Source organism: Pirellulales bacterium, from assembly GCA_035939775.1.
Classification (GTDB): Bacteria; Planctomycetota; Planctomycetia; order Pirellulales; family DATAWG01; genus DASZFO01.
Genome location: DASZFO010000104.1, coordinates 26,968 through 46,970, shown reverse-complemented (window position 1 = coordinate 46,970; position 20,003 = coordinate 26,968). Strand labels below are relative to the sequence as shown.

The 20,003-nt window shown below is 62.7% G+C and carries 15 protein-coding genes; 14 read left to right on the top strand and 1 reads right to left on the bottom strand.

Translation table 11 applies throughout. The features are described 5' to 3' along the window. Positions 1-5: 5 nt before the first annotated feature. The 14 genes from gcvH to VGY55_06595 all read left to right on the top strand — a co-directional run bounded on the left by gcvH (position 6) and on the right by VGY55_06595 (position 18,595). Positions 6-410: a glycine cleavage system protein GcvH gene (gene gcvH / locus VGY55_06660; protein ID HEV2969653.1), complete on the top strand. Its 405-nt coding sequence runs from the start codon at positions 6-8 to the stop codon at positions 408-410. A gap of 11 nt (positions 411-421) precedes the next feature. Next, positions 422-1,792 (top strand): aminomethyl-transferring glycine dehydrogenase subunit GcvPA, encoded by a 1,371-nt coding sequence (gcvPA, locus tag VGY55_06655; protein HEV2969652.1) that lies wholly within the window; start codon positions 422-424, stop codon positions 1,790-1,792. After that, positions 1,785-3,242, top strand: a complete 1,458-nt coding sequence (gene gcvPB / locus VGY55_06650; GenBank protein ID HEV2969651.1) for an aminomethyl-transferring glycine dehydrogenase subunit GcvPB — start codon at positions 1,785-1,787, stop codon at positions 3,240-3,242. The genes gcvPA and gcvPB overlap by 8 nt, the downstream gene beginning before the upstream one ends. 186 nt (positions 3,243-3,428) lie before the next feature. Beyond that, positions 3,429-4,118, top strand: a complete 690-nt coding sequence (locus tag VGY55_06645) for a biotin/lipoate A/B protein ligase family protein (GenBank protein ID HEV2969650.1) — start codon at positions 3,429-3,431, stop codon at positions 4,116-4,118. Positions 4,119-4,301: 183 nt separating this feature from the next. Then, positions 4,302-4,961 carry an FHA domain-containing protein gene (locus tag VGY55_06640; GenBank protein ID HEV2969649.1) on the top strand — a complete coding sequence of 220 codons (660 nt, stop codon included), beginning with the start codon at positions 4,302-4,304 and terminating at the stop codon, positions 4,959-4,961. 213 nt (positions 4,962-5,174) lie between these two features. Continuing rightward, entirely contained in the window at positions 5,175-6,308 is a 1,134-nt protein-coding gene (locus VGY55_06635; GenBank protein HEV2969648.1) for a hypothetical protein, read from the top strand. Further along, positions 6,308-7,753, top strand: a complete 1,446-nt coding sequence (locus VGY55_06630) for an aldehyde dehydrogenase family protein (GenBank protein HEV2969647.1) — start codon at positions 6,308-6,310, stop codon at positions 7,751-7,753. Before VGY55_06635 ends, VGY55_06630 begins: the two co-directional genes overlap by 1 nt. Positions 7,754-7,883: 130 nt before the next feature. Further along, on the top strand, positions 7,884-9,035 hold the full coding sequence (locus VGY55_06625) for an iron-containing alcohol dehydrogenase (GenBank protein ID HEV2969646.1): 1,152 nt from the start codon (positions 7,884-7,886) through the stop codon (positions 9,033-9,035). A 43-nt stretch (positions 9,036-9,078) separates the two neighbouring features. Next, on the top strand, positions 9,079-10,278 hold the full coding sequence (locus tag VGY55_06620) for a PQQ-binding-like beta-propeller repeat protein (protein HEV2969645.1): 1,200 nt from the start codon (positions 9,079-9,081) through the stop codon (positions 10,276-10,278). 106 nt (positions 10,279-10,384) lie between these two features. Continuing rightward, positions 10,385-11,689 carry a coproporphyrinogen-III oxidase family protein gene (locus VGY55_06615; protein ID HEV2969644.1) on the top strand — a complete coding sequence of 435 codons (1,305 nt, stop codon included), beginning with the start codon at positions 10,385-10,387 and terminating at the stop codon, positions 11,687-11,689. A gap of 38 nt (positions 11,690-11,727) precedes the next feature. Beyond that, positions 11,728-12,273: a DUF2760 domain-containing protein gene (locus tag VGY55_06610; protein ID HEV2969643.1), complete on the top strand. Its 546-nt coding sequence runs from the start codon at positions 11,728-11,730 to the stop codon at positions 12,271-12,273. Position 12,274: 1 nt separating this feature from the next. Beyond that, the gene (locus tag VGY55_06605; protein ID HEV2969642.1) at positions 12,275-14,074 is read left to right on the top strand and encodes an Hsp70 family protein; all 1,800 of its coding nucleotides are present in this window, start codon (positions 12,275-12,277) and stop codon (positions 14,072-14,074) included. Continuing rightward, on the top strand, positions 14,071-16,908 hold the full coding sequence (locus VGY55_06600; protein HEV2969641.1) for an Hsp70 family protein: 2,838 nt from the start codon (positions 14,071-14,073) through the stop codon (positions 16,906-16,908). Before VGY55_06605 ends, VGY55_06600 begins: the two co-directional genes overlap by 4 nt. 442 nt (positions 16,909-17,350) lie before the next feature. Continuing rightward, positions 17,351-18,595, top strand: coding sequence for an acyltransferase (locus VGY55_06595; protein ID HEV2969640.1), 1,245 nt, complete (start codon positions 17,351-17,353; stop codon positions 18,593-18,595). A 294-nt stretch (positions 18,596-18,889) separates the two neighbouring features. Here the strand turns inward: VGY55_06595 and VGY55_06590 are convergent, their stop codons facing one another. Then, complete coding sequence (locus VGY55_06590) at positions 18,890-19,831, bottom strand: IS110 family transposase (GenBank protein ID HEV2969639.1); 942 nt, start codon at positions 19,829-19,831, stop codon at positions 18,890-18,892. Positions 19,832-20,003 lie beyond the last annotated feature (172 nt).

The window sequence follows — 20,003 nt, the reverse complement described above, 5'->3', positions numbered from 1 at the left end:
CTCCCGTGAAGCCAGAACAACTGCTCTACGCCAAGACGCACGAATGGGTCCAGATCGAGCCGGAATCGCCGGGCGCTAAAGTCGCCACGGTCGGCGTCTCGGCGTTCGCCGTCGAATCGCTGACCGATCTGGTGTTCATGCAGCTTCCCGAGGTCGGCCGCCGCGTGAAGGTGGGAGAAGCTTTCGGCGAGATCGAGTCGGTCAAAGCGGTGAGCGATCTGTATAGCCCGGTGAGCGGCGAAGTCGTCGCGGTGAACAAGGAACTGCCGAACAAGTTGGAAACCTTGTCCACCGATCCCTACGGCGCCGGCTGGATCGCCAAGATTCGCGTCGACGATGAATCGTCGCTGGCCGGGTTGATGGACTACTCGGCCTATCAAAAACAATGCGCCGAAGAGCAACACGGCTGAAAGAATAACGCATGGGCTACATCCTCAATACGGCTGACGATCAACGAGCAATGCTCGAAGCGATTGGCGTCGCGTCGCTCGAGGAGTTGTTCGCGCAAATCCCGCCCGAGCTGCGATTGAAGCGCGAGTTGAACATCGCGCCCGCGCTATCGGAGATCGAGTTGGCTGCCCACATGGGCGAGATGGCGACCAAGAACGTCGCGGCGGGGCAAAAGGTCTGCTTTCTCGGTGGCGGCAGCTACGATCACTTCGTTCCCGCGGTCGTCGATTACGTCGCCTCGCGCGGTGAGTTCTATACTTCGTACACGCCCTATCAGCCCGAGGCAAGCCAGGGCAACCTGCAAGCCTTCTTCGAATACCAAACGCTCATCGCGCAGCTCACGGGCATGGACGTCTCGAATGCCAGTCTCTACGACGGCGGTAGCGCGGCGGCCGAGGCTGTGCTGATGAGCATTTCAGTCACGCGGCGGCACGGGCGAGTGGTCGTCGCCCGCAGCGTGCATCCCGAATATCGGCAGGTGATCGCTACATATCTGGCGAATCTCGACGTGGAAGTGGTCGCCGTGGGCACGCCGGAAGGAACGGTCTCGCCCGAGGATTTGGCCCGAGCAATCACCGACAACACGGCCTGCGTGGTGATCCAGCAGCCGAACTTTTTCGGCTGCGTCGAGGATATGGACTCGCTGGCCAAGGCAGCGCACGAGCGTGGGGCGCTGCTAGTGGTTGCGGTCGATCCGCTCAGCCTCGGCCTGCTGAAGCGGCCGGGAGATTGCGGAGCCGACATTGTTGTCGCGGAAGGGCAATCTCTTGGAACGGCGATGCAGTTCGGCGGGCCGTATCTGGGGATCATGGCTTGCCGCGAGCAATTCGTTCGCCGGATGCCGGGGCGAATCGCCGGGCAGACGGTCGATCGCCGCGGAAAACGCTGCTGGGTGCTGACGCTGCAAACCCGTGAGCAGCACATCCGCCGCGAAAAGGCCACGAGCAACGTCTGCACCAATCAGGGGTTGTTCGCGCTGCGCGCGACGGTGTATCTGGCGGCGCTCGGTCCACACGGCATCCGCGAGCTGGCCGAGTCGTGCCTGCGAAAGGCGCATTATGCCCTGTCGCAACTCACGCGCGGCGATCGGTTCTCCGCGGCGTTCGATAGGCCGACGTTCAAGGAGTTCGTCGTCCGCGACTCGGCCGACGCGATCGATGAGTTTTTGGCCGACGCGCTCGACGCCGGCTTCTTCGCGGGCGTGCCGCTCGGTCGGTGGTATCCGGAACTATCCGATTGTCTCTTGGTCTGTGTCACCGAGAAACGCACTCGGCAAGAAATCGACGCCTTCACCGCTTTCGCCGCGAGTCATCAGCCTCGAAGATCGATGCTTCATGCGTAACACCCGAGCAACCCAATTGCTGTTCGAATTGTCGAAGCCCGGCCGTCGGGCGATGCGGATTCCGCCGAGCGACGTGCCCGAGGCGCCGCTGGACGAATTGCTGCCGGCCTCGTTTCGCGCCGCCGCGCCGCCGCCGCTGCCGGAACTGGCCGAGCCCGATCTCGTGCGGCACTTCGCGAATCTCTCGACGCAGAACATGTCGGTCGATACACATTTCTATCCGCTCGGCTCCTGCACGATGAAATACAACCCGAAGCGGAACGAGCAGGCCGCCTCGCTCCCCGGCATCGCGGATCTGCACCCCTATCAACCGGAAGTGACGCTGCAAGGAATGCTTCAGCTCTTGTATGAGATGCAGCAGATTCTCGTCGAGATTTCCGGCTTGGACGCCGCATCGCTTCAGCCCGCCGCCGGGGCGCAGGGAGAATTGGCGGCCCTGATGGTCGCCGCGGCCTATTTCCGCGATCGTCGTGAGCGGCGCACAAAGGTGCTCGCGCCCGATAGTGCGCACGGCACGAATCCGGCCAGTGCCGCGATGGCCGGATTCGACGCGGTCACGGTGAAGAGCAATCCGCAGGGGCTAGTCGATCTCGACGATCTGCGCGCGAAGCTCGACGACCAGGTGGCCGTGTTCATGATCACCAATCCGAACACGCTGGGTCTGTTCGAGCGGCAGGTGCGGCAGATCGCGGACGAGGTGCATGCCCGCGGCGGCTTGATCTATCTCGACGGGGCGAATATGAACGCGATTCTCGGGATCACGCGCCCCGGTGATTTCGGCGCCGACATGATGCACTTCAACCCGCACAAAACGTTCAGCGGCCCGCACGGCGGCGGCGGACCGGGAGCCGGACCGATCGCAGTCCGCGGCAAGCTCGAGCCCTATCTTCCCTCGCCCGTCGTCGAACGCAACGGCGCGGGCTACAAGCTCGTTTACGATCGGCCGAAATCAATCGGCCAAGTGCGGAGCTTTTTTGGCAATGTCGGCGTGCTGGTTCGGGCGTATTGCTACATCCGCACCTACGGCCCGGCCGGATTGAAGAGCGTTGCCGAGAACGCGGTGCTCAACGCGAATTATCTGTTGAGCCGCGTGAAGCACATTCTACCGGTGCCGCAAGGAGATCGCTGCCTGCACGAATTCGTCGCGACGGCCGCGAAACTTAAATCGGACCGCGGTGTCTCGGCGATGGATTTGGCGAAGCGGTTATTGGACTATGGTTTTCATGCCCCGACGGTGTACTTTCCGCTCACCTTGCGCGAGTCGATGATGATCGAGCCGACCGAGACGGAAAGTAAGGAAACGCTCGACGCCTTCGCCGAAACGTTGTTCCGCATCACCGAGGAATCTCCCGAGCTATTGCACGAAGCGCCACACACCACGACGATCAGCCGGCCGGACGAAGTGCTGGCGGCGCGGCAGCCGGTGCTCCGCTGGAGCCGGGAAAAGTGACAAGTGGCAAGTGACAAGTGGCAAATACGTGTAGGGTGCGTCGAGCGCAGGGCTGACGCATCGAGCGACACCGGTGCGTCAGCCCTGCGCTCGACACACCCTACGGCCTTGTGCCATACGTCATTCGACTCGCCAGCACTGCCGTGTCGCTTTTTTCTCCACGGTCCCGCCGACGGCGCTTGGAACATGGCGGTCGACGAGGCCCTGCTAGAATCCGCCGCGGCCGAACGTGTGGCGACGCTGCGGTTCTATGAATGGTCGGCGCCGACGCTCTCGCTCGGTTACTTTCAACCGGCAGCCGATCGCCGCGAGCATCTCGCGAGCCTCGCCTGCCCGCTCGTGCGGCGAGCCAGCGGCGGCGGCGCGATTCTGCACGATCGCGAACTGACATACAGCCTCGCAATCCCGACGGAGCATCGCCTGGCCGGCCATGCGGAGCGGCTCTATTTGGCAACTCACGAGGCGCTCGCCGCCGCCCTCGATGCGCTGGGAATCCAATCGCATTTACTGCGAAATGTGGCGCCCCGCGCCGCGCCGCTGCCGTTCCTTTGCTTCGAGCGCCGGGCGGTCGGCGATCTATTGATCGGCCAACACAAGATCGCCGGAAGTGCGCAGCGCCGTCATCGCGGGGCGATCCTGCAGCATGGCAGTATTCTGCTTGGAACGTCGCCGAGCGCCCCCGAATTGTGGGGCGTAGCGGAAATTACCGGAAATCAAATCGCGGCGAAATCGCTAGCCAATCTCTTGCGGGCGGCCCTTCGCGACCGATTGAATCTGGAGTGGGAGCAGCCGTCCGGCGGGAATCGCATTGCCGAGCGAAGCAGGATTCTCGCGGAAAGCAAATTCACATCCGCGGACTGGACTTTTCGCCGTTGATTCTTTGATAGATTTCGGTTAAGCTTTGGCAACGTCGCTACGTATTCTTCTTCCTCATCGCAATCTTCGCGACTTATTCAAAAACGTTTTGCGACGGTTTTCTACCTGTTATATTGAACGCGTCGTTTTGCCGCCGTAAACATCCAACGGGGGTCAGGAAGCGGTGCGATAGAGGAAGCGCGCATGCAAATCACTTTCAAGGTTGTCTCAGGGAAGCACGCCGGGCAGAAACTGCGAATCCCTGGCCCGCAGTTTCTCATCGGTCGCGGCGATGAGTGTCAGCTTCGCCCGAATAGCGATCTGGTGAGTCGTAATCATTGCGTTGTGCTCGTGGGGAGCGATGGGGCGGTGGTTCGCGATCTGCAGAGCCGCAATGGCACGTTCGTCAATCACGAGCGAATCACCGGCGACCGCCAACTTCAACAGGGAGATCGCCTGACCATTGGACAGTTGAGCTTCGAGGTCGAGATCAAGACCAGCGACGCGGCCGTTTCCTCGGCGAATCAACCGGTCGCGCGTCCCAAGATTCTCGATCTGAAGGAGGCGGCCGAGCGCCCCGGTCCTAAGGACGAGGACGACGCCGACGTGATGGAATGGATGAAGGAAGTGCCGGGCATTGCCTCGCGCGACACGGTCCGGCTCGACGCCGTTACGGGATCGGGCGTTGACCTGAACGATACGATCGTCGTGCGGCCTGCCGCGGACGATGAGCAGCAGCCGACGCCATCCGCCGATCCGAGCAAATCGGCGCCGGCCCACAAGCGGCCTACGCATCATCCGCATGCCAAAGACAGCGTGGAGGCCGCGAGCATGGCCTTGAAAAACTTGTTCCGAAGCCGCTAAACGCGGCCGACGCTGCCGGCGTCCGGAAAAAATCGCTCGCGTCGGCCATGCAGACGGAACGCCACAGAGGGCGTTCTCTACCCGCAGGCGAGTTGTTTTTGTCTGGCCGGTCGGGTATTTTCTAAGGTAGGCGGTTTGGCCGCCGATCCCACCCGCAAGCGAGGCTCGCGCGCATCCGCAGCGCCTCGCATCCCACCCGAAGCCGTCGAATTCATGACTGCCGATCGATCCACCGCTCCGCCGTCCGTCGCACTGTCCCCAGAAGTTACGGCCGCCGTCCGCTCCGCACGAGATCGATTGGATGGCCACGTCTACGAGACCGTCCAGTGGCATTTCCATCCCTCGACGGGTTGCCCGTTTTGGCTCGACATGGCCTCACGGCTCAAATTCGATCCGCTCAAAGAGGTCAAGGGCTACGACGATCTGAAGAAATTCCCGCCGTTCGAGGACGAATGGCTTCGGGGCGGGCCGGTCCGCCGTTGGGTGCCCAAGGCCTTCGCCGACAAGCCGATCTTTGTGTTTGAGACGGGCGGGACGACCGGCATCCCCAAGAGCCGCGTGGCGATCGAGGATTTCCGCATCGACTATTCGCTGTTCAGCGAGAGCCTGCCGGTCGAGTATTTTCCCAAAGGATCGAACTGGCTGATGCTCGGCCCATCCGGCCCTCGGCGGCTGCGGCTGGCGATCGAGCACCTCGCCCAGCATCGCGGCGGAATCTGCTTCTGCATCGACCTCGATCCGCGATGGGTCATCAAATTGATCAAGCGCGGCTGGATGGAGCACCTCGAAGCCTACAAGCAGCACTGCATCGATCAGGCGATCACGATCCTCGGCGCCGGCCACGACGTGCGCTGCATGTTCACCACGCCGAAGCTGCTCGAAGCGCTGGCGCTCGAACTGGAGAAGCGCGGCTCCAGCATCCGCAAGTCCGGCATTACCGGCATCTTCTCCGGAGGCACCGAGTTCACCCCGCAATGGACCCGCTTCGCTACGGAAGAATTCCTCGACGGCGTGTACATGACGCCGACCTATGGCAACACGCTGATGGGCCTAGCCGCCTCGAAGCCGGTCACAGCCGACGAAGACTACAAGATTAGCTACTATGCCCCACAGCCGCGAGCGGTGATCGAAGTCGTCGATTTCAATGATGGCGACCGGATTGTCGGCTACGGTCAAACCGGCCGCGTGAAGCTCACGACGCTCACCAAGGAGTTTTTCGTTCCCGGTTTCCTCGAGCGGGATGAAGGAGAGCGCGAGCCGCCCTTCGAGAAATACCCGTGGGACGGCGTGAGCGGCGTGCGGCCGTTCCATGAACTCGCGGAGGCGACGACCGTAGGAGTGTACTAATGTTGAACATCCCTGTCTTGCGTTGGGGCAAACCGTACGACTCGCTGGAGAAGGACGAGGTCGTTCACTTCATCACCGGCGAGCCGATCGCGCGGGTGAGTCAGGCGAACGGCGGGCTGTTGCAGCGCGATATGCGCCATGCCGCTACCGCTCGCAAGCGGCTGCGTGAGATTCCGACTGACGACTTGATCGCCCGCGTCAAGAAGGCCGGCGAACTCTATCTCAACGCCACGCTGCCGATTGGCGACGGCACGCAGTCGCCCGATGAATTCGTCCGCGCGCAATCCGCCTCGACCGGTCTGCCCGAGCACATGTGCCGGGCGAACATGCAGAAGAACCTGTTCGTGCTCTCGCACATGGATCAGATGCTCGACGCGCTGACCCGCGGGCTGCCGCTGGAAATCTTGAGCCGCGGCTACGGCGTCGAGAATCGCGGCGTGATCGTCAGCTTTCAGGCGCAGACGAACGCCGTCGGGCTCGTGCTGCCTTCCAACTCGCCCGGCGTGCATACGCTTTGGCTACCCGTGATTCCGATGCAGATTGGGCTGGTGCTCAAGCCGGGTCCGCAAGAGCCGTGGACGCCCTATCGCATGGCGGCCGCGTTTGTTTCTGCCGGAATCCCGGCCGAAGCGATCTCGGTCTATCCAGGGGGCGGCGACGTCGGAGCGGCAGTGCTGGCAAGCTGCGATCGGAGCATGATCTTCGGCGGCACGGCGACCGTCGATCGCTACAAGGGGAACCCGCGAGTCCAGGCGCACGGTCCGGGCTTCAGCAAGATTCTGCTGGGGGACGACGTGGTCGATCGTTGGCCTGAGTATCTCGACCTGATGGTCGAAAGCATCTACGTCAACAGCGGCCGCGGCTGCATCAATTGCTCGGGCGTTTGGGCCTCGCGGCACACGCGCGAAATCGCCACAGCGCTCGCCGAGCGGCTGGGGCCGATCGAGCCGAAGCCGCCTGAGGATCCGCAGGCGGGTTTGGCGGCCTTCACCGTGCCCGCCGCCGCGACCGGCATCTGGAACGCCATCGAAGCCGACTTGCGCGAATCCGGCGTCGAGCATTCCACCGGTCCCTATGGTCCGCGGCTTGAGGAGCATGAGCGCTACGGCTACGTGCGGCCCGTCGTCGCGCATTGCGATTCGCCGGCGGCGGCGATTGCAAAGAAAGAATACATGTTCCCATTCGCGACGGTCGTAAAATGCCCACAGGAGCAGATGATCGACGCGGTTGGTCCGACCCTCGTCTGCACGGCGATCACCAACGACGAACCCTTCCAACAAGCGCTCACGGACGCCACGCACATCGATCGCCTGAACCTCGGCCCGATCCCCACCACCAAGCTCAACTGGCTCCAGCCGCACGAAGGAAACATCGTGGATTTCCTGTTCCGCGCCCGGGCGTTGCAAAGGGATGAGGGACGAGGGATGAGGGGCGAGGGAAAGTAGGGCACGCTTCGCGTGCCGCAGCGAAACACGCCATGATTGTAATACCGACAACTGACCCGCCGATTCGGCGCATTTCGCTGCGTGTGCGCTTTGCTTCCCCTCACCCCTTGCCCCTTGCCCCTCGCCCCTGATGATCCCCTTCGACTTCCATCCTCGCACGCGGATCGTGTTCGGCCCCGGTAAGGTCGATGCACTGGGGGAATTGGCCGGCGAACTCGGGGCGCGGCGCGTACTCGTGGTGAGCGATCCGGGCATCATCGCCGCGGGCCACACCGAGCACGGGCTGGCGGCGCTGCGGCGGGCGGGGATCGAAACGCATTTGTTCGACGGCGTCACCGAGAATCCGACTACCGACGATGTCGAGTCCGGGCTGGCGCTCGCCCGACGCTACGAGCCGGAATTGCTCGTGGGTCTCGGCGGCGGCAGCTCGATGGATTGCGCCAAGGGGATCAACTTCCTGTTCACCAACGGCGGGCGGATGCAGGATTACTTGGGCGTCGGCAAGGCCACGCGGCCGATGCTCCCGATGATCGCCGTCCCCACCACCGCCGGCACGGGGAGCGAAACGCAGTCGTTCGCCTTGATCTCCGACGCCCAATCGCACGTCAAGATGGCCTGCGGCGACAAAAAGGCGGCATTCCGCATCGCCCTGCTCGACCCCTCGCTTACGGTCACGCAGCCGCGGCGCGTGACCGCGCTCACCGGAATCGACGCGATCGCTCATGCGCTCGAAACCTACGTCACGCGGTCGCGCAATCCGGCGTCGTTGGCTTTCAGTCGCGAGGCGTGGTTGTTGCTCGGCGAGAATTTTGCCCGTGTGCTCGACGATCCGAATGACCTGCCGGCCCGCAGTGGAATGCAACTCGGGGCGTGCTTCGCCGGGCTGGCGATCGAGAACTCGATGCTCGGGGCGGCCCATGCCCTGGCCAATCCGCTCACAACCAACTATCAGATCGTTCACGGCCAAGCGGTTGGATTGATGCTGCCGCACGTGATCCGTTTCAACGGGGCGGAGGTGAACGGCTGGTATCACGATCTGTTGGAATGCACGGCGGCGGGCAATGGTTTTCCTGCCGCCGAGACTGGGGCCGACGGGCTGGCCGGCTTTGTGGCCGAATTGGCTCACCATGCCGAGCTGCCAAGCCGACTTTCCGAATGCGGTGTCGATCCGAACCGGCTGCCGCAACTGGCCGCCGAAGCGGCGAAGCAATGGACCGGCAGCTTCAATCCGCGTAAGGTGGATGAGGCGGAGTTGTTGGCGCTGTATCGGGCAGCGTATTGAGATTGTGGATTGTCGATTTTGGATTTTGGATTGGACAAGTGCCATGCCCAGGCGATGTTTAGCGCTGGTCAACCGCGCTTCACTGCTGGCAAGCCAGCAGTGGCACACGCTATTTCTCGCCTTAATCGCGGCTTCGATTGCTTTTGGCGTCTGCCGCCTCGGTTGTACCGCCGACGCGATCGCGGCTGTTGACCTTGCCGGCCGCGATTGGCCGCTAGTGCGCGGCGATGCGTGGGCCAGCGGCGTGGCCCGGTCTACGCTTCCGGACAATCTCGACGCAGTTTGGAAATTCGAGGTCCCCAAAGGGGGCTTTGCCGCGACACCGATTGTCGTCGAGGGCATGGTGTACATCGGCGATCTGGACGGCGCGTTTCGAGCGATCGATCTCGCCTCCGGCAAGGAGCATTGGAAATTCACTTCGCAAGACGGATTCAACGCCTCTGCGGCCGTTCGCAACGGGCTGATCTACGTTGGCGACACCGGCGGCACGTTCTACTGCCTCGATGCCGCCACCGGCAAGCCGAAGTGGTCTTTCAAGACGGAGGCCGAGATTGATTCCAGCGCCAATTTCTTCAAAGACACCGTGCTGTTCGACTCGCAGGACGCCACGTTCTATAGCCTCAATGCCAAGAGCGGCAAAGAGGCTTGGCGGTTCAAGCTCGAGGAACAACTCCGCTGCTCGCCGACCGTGGTCGAGGACCGGGCGTTCCTCGCCGGTTGCGACGGCAAGTTTCACGTGGTCGAATTGAATAAGGGGACCGAAGTCGGGGCGGTTGATATCGATTCGCCGACCGGCTCGACTCCCGCGGTGCGCGGAGATGCTGTCTACTTCGGCACGCAAGGGGGCGTGTTTTTTGCCATCGATTGGAAGAAGGCGACGGTGCTCTGGAAATGGACTGACGCCAACGACGCAGAGATCGTTTCCAGCGCGGCCGTATTGCCCGAGGAAGTGATCTTCGCCAGTCATCGGCAAGTGCGCGCGCTGAACCCGCAGTCGGGCAAGCTCTTGTGGAAGTTTGCAACTCACGGTCGCGCGGATTGCTCGCCGGTCGTCGTCGGAGATCGAGTGTTCTTCGGCGGCACGGATGGGCGGATTACGGCTCTCGATCGCGCCTCGGGAAAGAAGGTTTGGGAATACGAAGCCGGCGGCTCGTTCACCGGCAGTCCCGCCGTCGCTTCTAACCGCATCCTGATCGCCAGCGACGATGGAATTGTTTACTGCCTAGGAGCGAAGACGCCCTAATCTAGCCACGCACATATCACCGCCCAAGCCACGAAGACCGAAAACTCGTAGGTCAGGCTCTTAGCCTGACTGTCAGGCCACGGCCTGACCTACCGATTGGGAATCCATGACCACTGAAACCACGAAGACCGAAGTCGGCAGTTATTTCATTGCCAACTATCCCCCCTTTTCGCAATGGACGGCCGACGCGCTGCCGGAAGTGCGGCGGGCGCTCGAGTCGCCGCCGGTTGACGTGCCGCTCGGTCTCTATCTCCACATTCCGTTTTGCCGCAAGCGCTGCAAATTCTGCTATTTCCGGGTCTATACCGACAAGAACGCGCACGAGGTCGAGCAATACGTCGCGGCCTTGTCGCGCGAGATCGAGTTGGTCAGCCGGCTGCCGGTGATGGGAGGCCGGCCGTTTCGGTTCGTCTATTTCGGCGGCGGCACGCCCTCCTTCTTGAGCGCCAAGCAGCTCACGTCGCTGGTCGATCGGCTTCGAGCGAATATCAATTGGGACCACGCCGAAGAGGTCACGTTCGAATGCGAGCCGGGGACGCTCTCCGAGCCGAAAGTCCATAAGCTCAAGGAACTCGGCATTACGCGGATCAGCCTCGGCATCGAGAACTTCAGCGACGCCGTGCTCGAGGAAAACGGCCGGGCGCACCTGTCGGGCGAAGTGTACAAATCCTGGCAGTGGATTCAGGACGCGGCGTTCCCCGAGACGAACATCGATCTGATCTCCGGCATGGTCGGCGAAACGTGGGAAAATTGGCGCGAAAACATCCGCCGCACGATCGACCTCTCGCCCGACAGCGTCACCATTTATCAGATGGAGCTGCCGTTCAACACAGTCTATTCGCAAGACATCCTCGGCAATCGCATCGAGACGCCCGTGGCCGATTGGCCGACCAAGCGGGCCTGGGTCGATCATGCGTTTGACGAGCTGCTCGCCGCGGGCTATTCCGTCTCGAGCGCCTACACGCTGGTAAAAGACAAGAACAAGGTGAACTTCAGCTATCGCGACAATCTCTGGCGCGGGAGCGATTTGCTCGCGACCGGCGTGGCCAGCTTCGGTCATGTGTCCGGCGTGCACTATCAGAACCTGCCCGACTGGCCGCAGTACGTCGGACCGCTGGAGCGCGGCGAGTTGCCGCTGGGTCGCGGAATGCGGCCGACGCCACACCAGCTTCTCATTCGCGAGATGATCCTCCAGCTCAAAACGGGCCGGCTCGACGCGGCCTATTTCCGCGACAAGTTCGGCGCGGAGATTGTTGACGAGTGGCTAGATGTTTGGAAGCAGCATCAAGACGACGGCTACGTCGAACTCGACGGCGACGAAATTCGCCTCACCCGCGCCGGCCTGCTCCACGCCGACGGCCTCTTGCCCGCCTTCTTCGAGCCGGAATTCCGCGATGTGCGGTATACGTAGGCGTTGAAGCAACGACCGTCCTTCAATCGAATCCGACTATGCATAGAATCGCACTGGCGTTTCGGGCGTTTTTTCGGGTGTTGGCGAACGCCTTGGTGGCCGAGCAGGTGGAGCGGGCGCTCGAGGGACAGAACCTGCCGGCGATCGAGCAGAAGCCAGTGGTGGAAGTGTCGGCGCCGAAGCCCGCAAAAAAAGCTGACGCGCGCAACGACGCTTTGAACCTGCTGGCGGCGCTACAGCGCGAGGCGCGGCTGGTCGACTTTTTCCAGGAGCCGATCGCCGGTTACAGTGACGCCCAGATCGGCGCCGCCGTGCGCGACATCCATCGCGAGTGTGCCGCGGCGATCGAGCGGGTTTTCGGGTTGAAGCAGATCGAGTCAGCGGCAGAAGGCGCAATGGTCGACGTGCCCGACGGCTTCGATCCAACGCGGATTCATTTGAGCGGCAACGTCACCGGCCCGCCGCCATTTCGCGGCAAGCTTTGTCATCACGGATGGGAAGCCACGCGCTGCGACCTGCCCGAGTGGAGCGGCGGCGAGAAAGCGCTGCTCGTTGTGGCCCCCGCGGAAGTCGAGATTGCTTGATATGGCTGCCAAATATGTCTTGGGCATCGACCTGGGGACGACCAACAGCGTACTGGCTTTTTTGCCGCTGGGGGTCGAGAACGTGGCGGTCGAGATTCTGCCGGTGCCGCAGCTTGTCGCGCCGTCGTTGGTCGAAGCGCGTTCGATGCTGCCGTCGTTCCTCTATCTGGCGGCCGAGCATGAGCGCGGCTCCGGCGCCTACGATCTGCCGTGGGAGAAAGGACGGGACCACGTCGTCGGCGAATTGGCGCGCAAGCAGGCGGCCGACGTGCCGATGCGGTCGGTCGTCGCGGCCAAATCGTGGCTTTGCCACAGCCGCGTCGATCGGCACCAGCCGATCTTGCCGTTCGGAGCGCCGGAGGAGGTGCCGAAAGTCTCGCCGGTCGCCGCCTCGCGGCGCTATCTGCAACATTTGATCGCCGCCTGGGAAGCCGCGTTTCCCGACGCGCCGGTTCGCGAGCAGCAGGTCGTGCTCACGGTGCCCGCCTCGTTCGACGCCAGCGGCCGCGAACTCACGCGCGAGGCGGCGATCACGGCCGGACTGCCGGACAACCTGGTGCTGCTCGAAGAGCCGCAGGCGGCGGTCTACGCTTGGCTCGCCGATCGGGGCGACGCCTGGCGGCGCGAGCTGAAAGTGGGCGATACGCTCCTCGTTTGCGATGTTGGCGGCGGCACGACCGATCTGACGCTGATCGGAGTGACCGAAGAGGATGGCGAGCTGGCCCTGAGGCGGATCGCGGTCGGCAATCATATCCTGGTGGGTGGCGACAATATGGATTTGGCGCTGGCTCATCAGGTGACTGCCGCGTTCAATGAAAAGAAAGTTGAGCTGGATCCCTGGCAATCGGTCTCGCTCTGGCATGCCTGCCGAACAGCGAAGGAAACACTCTTCGCGGCGGACGGTCCAAAGAAGCATCCGGTGACGATCCTCGGCCGCGGGAGCAAGTTGATCGGCGGCACGATCTCGGTCGATTTCGACCGCAAGACGGCCAGCGCGCTTCTCTTGGACGGTTTCTTTCCTGCCTGCGCTCTGACCGATAAGCCGGCGCAGCGGCGGGCCAGCGGCTTCCGCGAGATCGGGCTCCCGTTCGAATCCGATACGGCCATCACGCGGCACCTGGCGGCCTTCCTTGCTGCACAAGGCGATGCGAAGAATGGCCCAATCCGGCCGACGCATCTGCTCTTCAACGGCGGAGTGTTCAAGGCCGACTTGCTCCGCGAGCGGTTGGTCGAGGTGCTAAGCGGCTGGTTCGGCGCGAAAGCGGCGCCGAAGTGCCTGGAGGGGAACCACGATTTGGAACTCGCCGTCGCTCGCGGCGCCGCCTGCTATGGCTCGGCGAAGCAGGGTCGCGGCATCCGCATCCGCGGCGGAACGGCGCGGTCGTACTACGTCGGCATCGAGACGGCCGGGTTGGCGATCCCCGGCGCCGTTCGCCCGCTGCGAGCGCTGTGCGTCGTGCCGTTCGGGATGGAAGAAGGGACGGAAGCGGATGTCCCCGGTGGCGAGGTCGGCGTGGTCGTCGGCGAGCATTCGGTGTTTCGCTTCTTCAGCTCCGCCGTTCGCAAAAACGACAAGCCGGGCGTCATGCTCGGCTCTTGGAGCGACGATGAATTGTCGGAGACCGATTCGCTCGAAGCAACGCTTCCGCCCGCCCAGGATTTGGAAGATCCCTATGTGCCGGTCCGATTCCATTCCCACATCACAGAACTCGGTGTCTTCGAACTCTGGTGCGTGAGCACGAATTCCGATCATCGCTGGAAGCTAGAATTCAGCGTCCGAGAAGACGCGGAAGGGAAATGACCACTGAACCGATTGAAAACTCCGAAACCGCCAGCCGCTACGTCGTCGGCATCGATTTGGGAACGACCAATTCGGCCGTCGCGTTCGTCGATACGAGTGCCGAGCGATGGCAGGTTGAGACGTTCGGTGTACCACAACTTGTCGCGCCCGGTGTGGTCGAAGCCCGCGAGACGCTGCCGTCGTTCCACTATCAGCGGGCCGAAGGCGAATTCGCCGCTGGCGCCTTGCGGCTGCAGTGGAGCAAGGAGGATTCCGGTTACGCGGTCGGCGTCTTCGCCCGCGATCAGGGCGCGATCGTTCCGGGCCGGTTGATCGCCTCGGCCAAGTCGTGGCTTTGTCATTCGGGGGTCGATCGGCTCGCGGACCTGTTGCCCTGGCACGGCGCGCCCGACGTCGATCGGCTGTCGCCGGTCGAGGTGAGCAGGCGGTATCTGGCGCATATCCGGGCGGCCTGGAATCATCGCTTTCCGCGCGAGCCGCTTGAGGTTCAAGAGGTCGTGCTCACGCTCCCCGCCTCGTTCGATGAAGTTGCCCGCGAGTTGACGGTCAAGGCGGCGGCCGCGGCCGGGCTGCCGCGCGTGGTGCTCATCGAAGAGCCGCAAGCGGCCATTTATCAATGGATCAATGCCCACCGCGAGGATTGGGAGCAATTGGTCCAGCCGGGGCAAAAGATTTTGATTTGCGACATCGGTGGCGGGACCTCCGATTTCACGCTGATCCGCGTCGATCGCGACGGCCAGGGAAAGACGCAGTTTCATCGTGTGGCGGTTGGCGAGCATCTGATCCTGGGGGGCGACAATCTCGATCTGGCGCTCGCGCATCACGTCGAGCAGAAGCTCGTCGGCGGCGGCAAGCTCGAGCCGCGGCAATGGTCGGTGCTGGTGCAGCGCTCGCGGCAGGTGAAGGAAGCGTTGTTAGGAGATCAACCTCCCGAACGATTGACGCTGAGTCTTCCCGGCTCCGGCTCGCGGCTGATCGGCGGTGGATTGCAAGTGGAACTCGCGCGCGACGAAGTGCAGCGGTTGCTGGTGGACGGCTTTTTCCCGCTCGTACCGCTCGACGAAAAACCAGTTGCGCGGCGGTCGGGGTTTCAAGAGTTCGGCTTGCCTTACGCGGCGGATTCGGCGATCACGCGCTATCTCGCGGCCTTTCTTACGGCGCATCGGTTTGTGGCGCTGCCGCCCGGCGCGGCGCGGCCGACCGACCACGATCCGGCCCGCCCCGATGTGGTGCTCTTCAACGGTGGCGTATTCGATGCGCCGCTTTTGCGCGACCGCCTTTTGGACGTGATTTGCTCTTGGTTTCCCACCGGCCGGCAAATCTGGCAGCCGCAAGCGCTCGAGAACGAGCGCCGCGATTTGGCCGTCGCGCGCGGGGCCGCCCATTACGGCATGGTGCGCCGCGGGCAGGGAGTGCGGATTGCCGCCGGTTTGGCGCGATCGTATTTCATCGGCGCCACGACTGCCGATGACGCGCCGTCGGCGGTCTGCATTCTGCCGGCGGGCATCGAAGAGGGGCAGTCGATCGAGCTGACGGATCGCGAGTTTCACCTGCTCATCCGGCAGCCGGTCGAGTTCCCGCTGTATGTTTCCAGCACGCAGCTTACCGCTCGCGCGGGTGACATCGCCGCGATTGATCCCGAGCGGATGACCGCGCTGCCGCCGATCCGCACCGTGCTGCAATCCGGCAAGAAAACCGGCGCGGCCGACCACGTCGCCGTTCATCTGCACGTGCGGCTTACGGAGATCGGCACGCTCGAACTTTGGTGCAGCGAGATCGCCGGTCCGCGAACGTGGCGGCTTCAATTCGACGTTCGGGCGGCGACGCGAACTGACCTGGCCGGTCACGAAGGTCTCGGCGAGCGGGCGGGCATCGTCGATCTAGCGCTATTAGACGCCTGCCGGCAGTTGATCCGCCAGACTTTCGGCTCGGCGAGCGATGCCGAGCGCCTCAAGCCGGAGAGTCTCGTCAAACGCCTGGCGGAAGTGACCGAGATCCCCCGATCCGCTTGGCCGCCGTCCTTAATGCGCGAGATGTGGGAAGCGCTGATGGAGGTCGAGGCGGGGCGGAAACGAAGCCCTGCCCACGAGGCCCGCTGGCTCAGCTTGCTCGGCTTCGCGCTGCGCCCCGGCTATGGAATGGCCGTCGATGATTGGCGCGTGGCGCAGACGCGGCGGCTGCTCGGCTCGCTCGCCTACAACAATCCCACTTCGCGAGCCGAGTGGTGGATTCTCTGGCGGCGGATCGCGGGCGGGTTGCCGGCGGGCCAGCAGCGAGCGCTCGCCCAGCCGCCAATCGCCGAGATTCGCAACGCTCATCGGGCCCTGGCGAAAGGCCGCGGGCTGGAATCGCGATCCGGATCGCACGAGGCGGCGGAGTTGTGGCGCATGCTCGGCTCGCTCGAATTATTGAGCATCCCCGACAAGATCGACTTGGGCAACACGCTGCTCGACATCGCCCCGCGCGAAAAGGTGAGCACGGTCGAGAGCGCGGCGATCTGGGCGCTCGGGCGAATCGGCCAGCGCGTGCCGATGTATGGCCCGCTCAATACGGTCGTCCCGGCGGATATTGTGATTCAATGGGCCGAGCGATTGATGAAGCTGCCGAAAGAAGTGGAGACCATTCCGCTGGCGCTGATGCAGATGGCGCGCAAGACGGGGGATCGCTATCGCGACGTGCCGGACTCGCTGCGCTCGAAAGTGCTCGATTGGTTCAACGTGCGCCAAGTGCCGCCGCATTTCATCCAGCTTGTCGCCGATGGTGGGCAGCTTGAAGAAGCTGAGCAGAGCCTCGTATTCGGCGAAAGCCTGCCGCAAGGATTGCGGCTACTTTGAGGTAGAGTTGAAGCCGTAGGGTGTGTCCAGCGAAGCGCAGACGCACCGCGCGCCACGATCAATCGAACGTGCTGCCGGGTTCCGGTGCGTCAGCGCGGACTTGACGCACCCTACGCAGCTGCTCTGAGCTAGATTTCAGATGCGTTAAAGACCAGCGCAGTTTCTAAGCATTTTGCACGTCGAGATTGAACAATGCTGTCACGCCGGATTTCTCGGCATAAGCGGCACGCCGCACATAAGTTGCTAGCCGAGCCGGGCTTATGCCGCCAGCGGCATTCGCGCTGCAGGCCGGATCAGCCCAACGGCGCGTGAGTTGCTACAGCTTTGGCCCCCTATTGGCCAAAGCGGCGAAACTCGATAATCGCGGACGACGGCAAGATGGAGGTCGTCGCGATCGGTCATGTTTTTGCTGCTTTGAGAATGCTCGACCGGAGAGAGAAAAATGGAGTTTCCGAAAGCGATGATGGCCGCGGTGCGTCGTACGCGGACGAGTTTGTTTCGCGATCGAGTCGCCGCGGCGGGCAGCAAGGCCGCGATCGCGACGGTCGAAGCAAGCGGTCAACGATTCGCGTTTGTCGATGCACTGCGCGGGCTGGCGGCGCTTGGGGTGGCCGCGTTTCACATTTATCACTACGGGCCGTTGCCCGAGCTGGCTGCGACGGTCGTGCCCAAGCCGTTGGATTTCGCGCTGCACCACGGCTGGGCGGGCGTGCAGATGTTTTTCGTGATTAGCGGATTCGTGATTGCCTACACGCTCCGCGGTGCGCGGATCACGCCCAGCTACCTGGGCAATTTCGCACTCCGTCGATCGCTGCGCCTCGACCCGCCTTATTGGTTCACGATCGCATTCGTCATCGGTCTGTATGCGATCACCAGTTCGATGTTCGATATCGACGACGGATTGATGGACGACGCCCCGACTTGGGACCAGGTGCTCGCTCACGTGTTTTACTTGCAGAACATCCTGGGTTACCAAAACCTATCGGCCGGTTTCTGGACGCTCTGCATCGAGGTGCAGTTCTACATCCTGTTTGCCGTGCTGTTGGGTTTTGCCCAACGGTTGACGGCGCATTGCAGCGATCGGGCCGAGGGAGCGCATTGGCTGCCGCTGATTCTCACGTTCGCTCCGCTGGCCGTGGCTTCGTTGTTTTGGTTCAGCCTGGACCGCGACAACACCGACTGGGTGGTCCATTTCTTCGCCTTCTTCTTCCTCGGGGCGTTGGCTTGGTGGACGCTCGAGGGGCGCACGCCGAAGCTGGCGTTTTGGGCTTATGTAGCCGCGATTCTGATGCGGCAGCAGATCGAGTGGACGCTCGATATGCGGATAGCGCTCATCACGGGAGTGGCCATCTACGGCGTCATTCAGACGGGCCGTTCGCAGCGCTGGCTCAACTTCGGCTGGCTCCAGCGGCTCGGCAAGATTTCGTACTCTCTGTACCTGATCCATTATCCGATAAGCTGGATCATCACGACGCTCGGCTACGAACTCACCGGCGACTCGGCGGTGGCCGCTGCCTTCTGGCTCGTGCTCAGCCTGGCGGCCAGCATCGGCGTGGCCCACGCATTGCACCTGGCAATCGAAGGCCCCGCAATCCGCTTCGCCCGGCGGTTGAAACGATTCGGCGGGCAAACCGCCATTGGCGCCGCGCCGGGAGCGGTGCCCCTGCTGGCGGATCCGCTGCGGTGAGCGATCGTTCGCCACTGTATGTATTCTTGTTAATTCGGTCGGCCGCATTGTCCTTGGCCTGAAAGGCCGCCGGAGCCCAGCCCAGGGCGCAGTGAAATTCTCCGCAAGGAGAATTGAGCGCAGCCCTGGGTACGCGATCCAGCAAAATGCTATTGCGGCCTGAAGGGCCGCCGGAAAATGCGCCATTCAACGATCGATTGGCGAAGTCGACGTCGGAACTCGGTCGCCCTTTCAGGGCTTAGCAAGCTTTGGAAATCGTGGACCCAGCGGCTGTGTTTTTTGTCAAGGTTATTTTTAAGCATGATTGGAGTTCCAGGTAGAGTTTGTTTTGACCATGGTATTGAGGATGACAAGGAGTTTTCGCATGCAGGCGGTGATGGCTTTTTTGAAAGGTTTTCCGGCGTTGCAGAGTCGTTTGTAGAAGATTTTGAGTGTGTCGTTGCAGCGAACGGCGCTGAGGGCGGCCATGTAGAGCGTGGTGCGTACGTCGGCGCGGCCGCCCCAGATGGCTCGTTGTCCTTTGAGTTTTCCACTGTCGTGATTGAAAGGGGCAAGTCCGACGAGGGACGTGATCGCTTCGCGGCTGAGTTGTCCGAGTTCGGGCAGATCGGCGAGGAGCGACATGGCGGTAATCGGTCCCACGCCGGGCACGGAGGTGAGGATCTCGGCTTTCTGTTTCCAGTCTTCGTGCTTGTCAACGAGGTTGGCAATCTCGGTTTCGAGCGTCTCGATTTGTTTTTCCAAGAGCTTGAGAACCGCTTGAATGCTGCGTTTGGCGATCTTGGACGATGCTTGGTACAAGCGATTGGTTTCCGCCGTTCGCAGTTCGATGAGCTGCCGACGACGTTCGACCAACTGCTGCAATTCGGCTTGCGGGCCGGCGGGTTTTTCCAGCCAGCGCGGTTGGGTGACTTCGCCGAATCGGGCGAGTACGGCGGCATCCAGGGCGTCGGTTTTAGCGAGGATTCCCATGCCTCTGGCAAAGTCGCGGACCTGTCGCGGATTGACCATCGCGAGTCGGTGGCCACGATCGAGCAATTCGGCGATGACGAGCCGTTCGTACCCTCCGGACCCTTCGAGGGTGATCACGCACGTGCCTGGTTCCGGCAATTTGGCGAGGAGTTTTTGGATCCCCTCGCGATCGTTATCGACGCGGAAGGGTTTCGCCTGCGGCGACAGGGCCACGTCCAACGCTGCCTTGGAAACATCGATGCCTACAGAAATGAAGCCGTCCATGAAAACATCCCTTCCTTGCGAATACGTACTCGAGCGGGCCTGCGGCACAACTCGGTGCGAGCGGCTGTTCGGGTTAGATTCAAGAGGTTGGCCGCGATCACGCTGGGTCACGGAGTTCGCGTCTCCGAGGGTTCCTCGATCTCCGGCCAACCGCTTGTCCTGGGGAGCAACG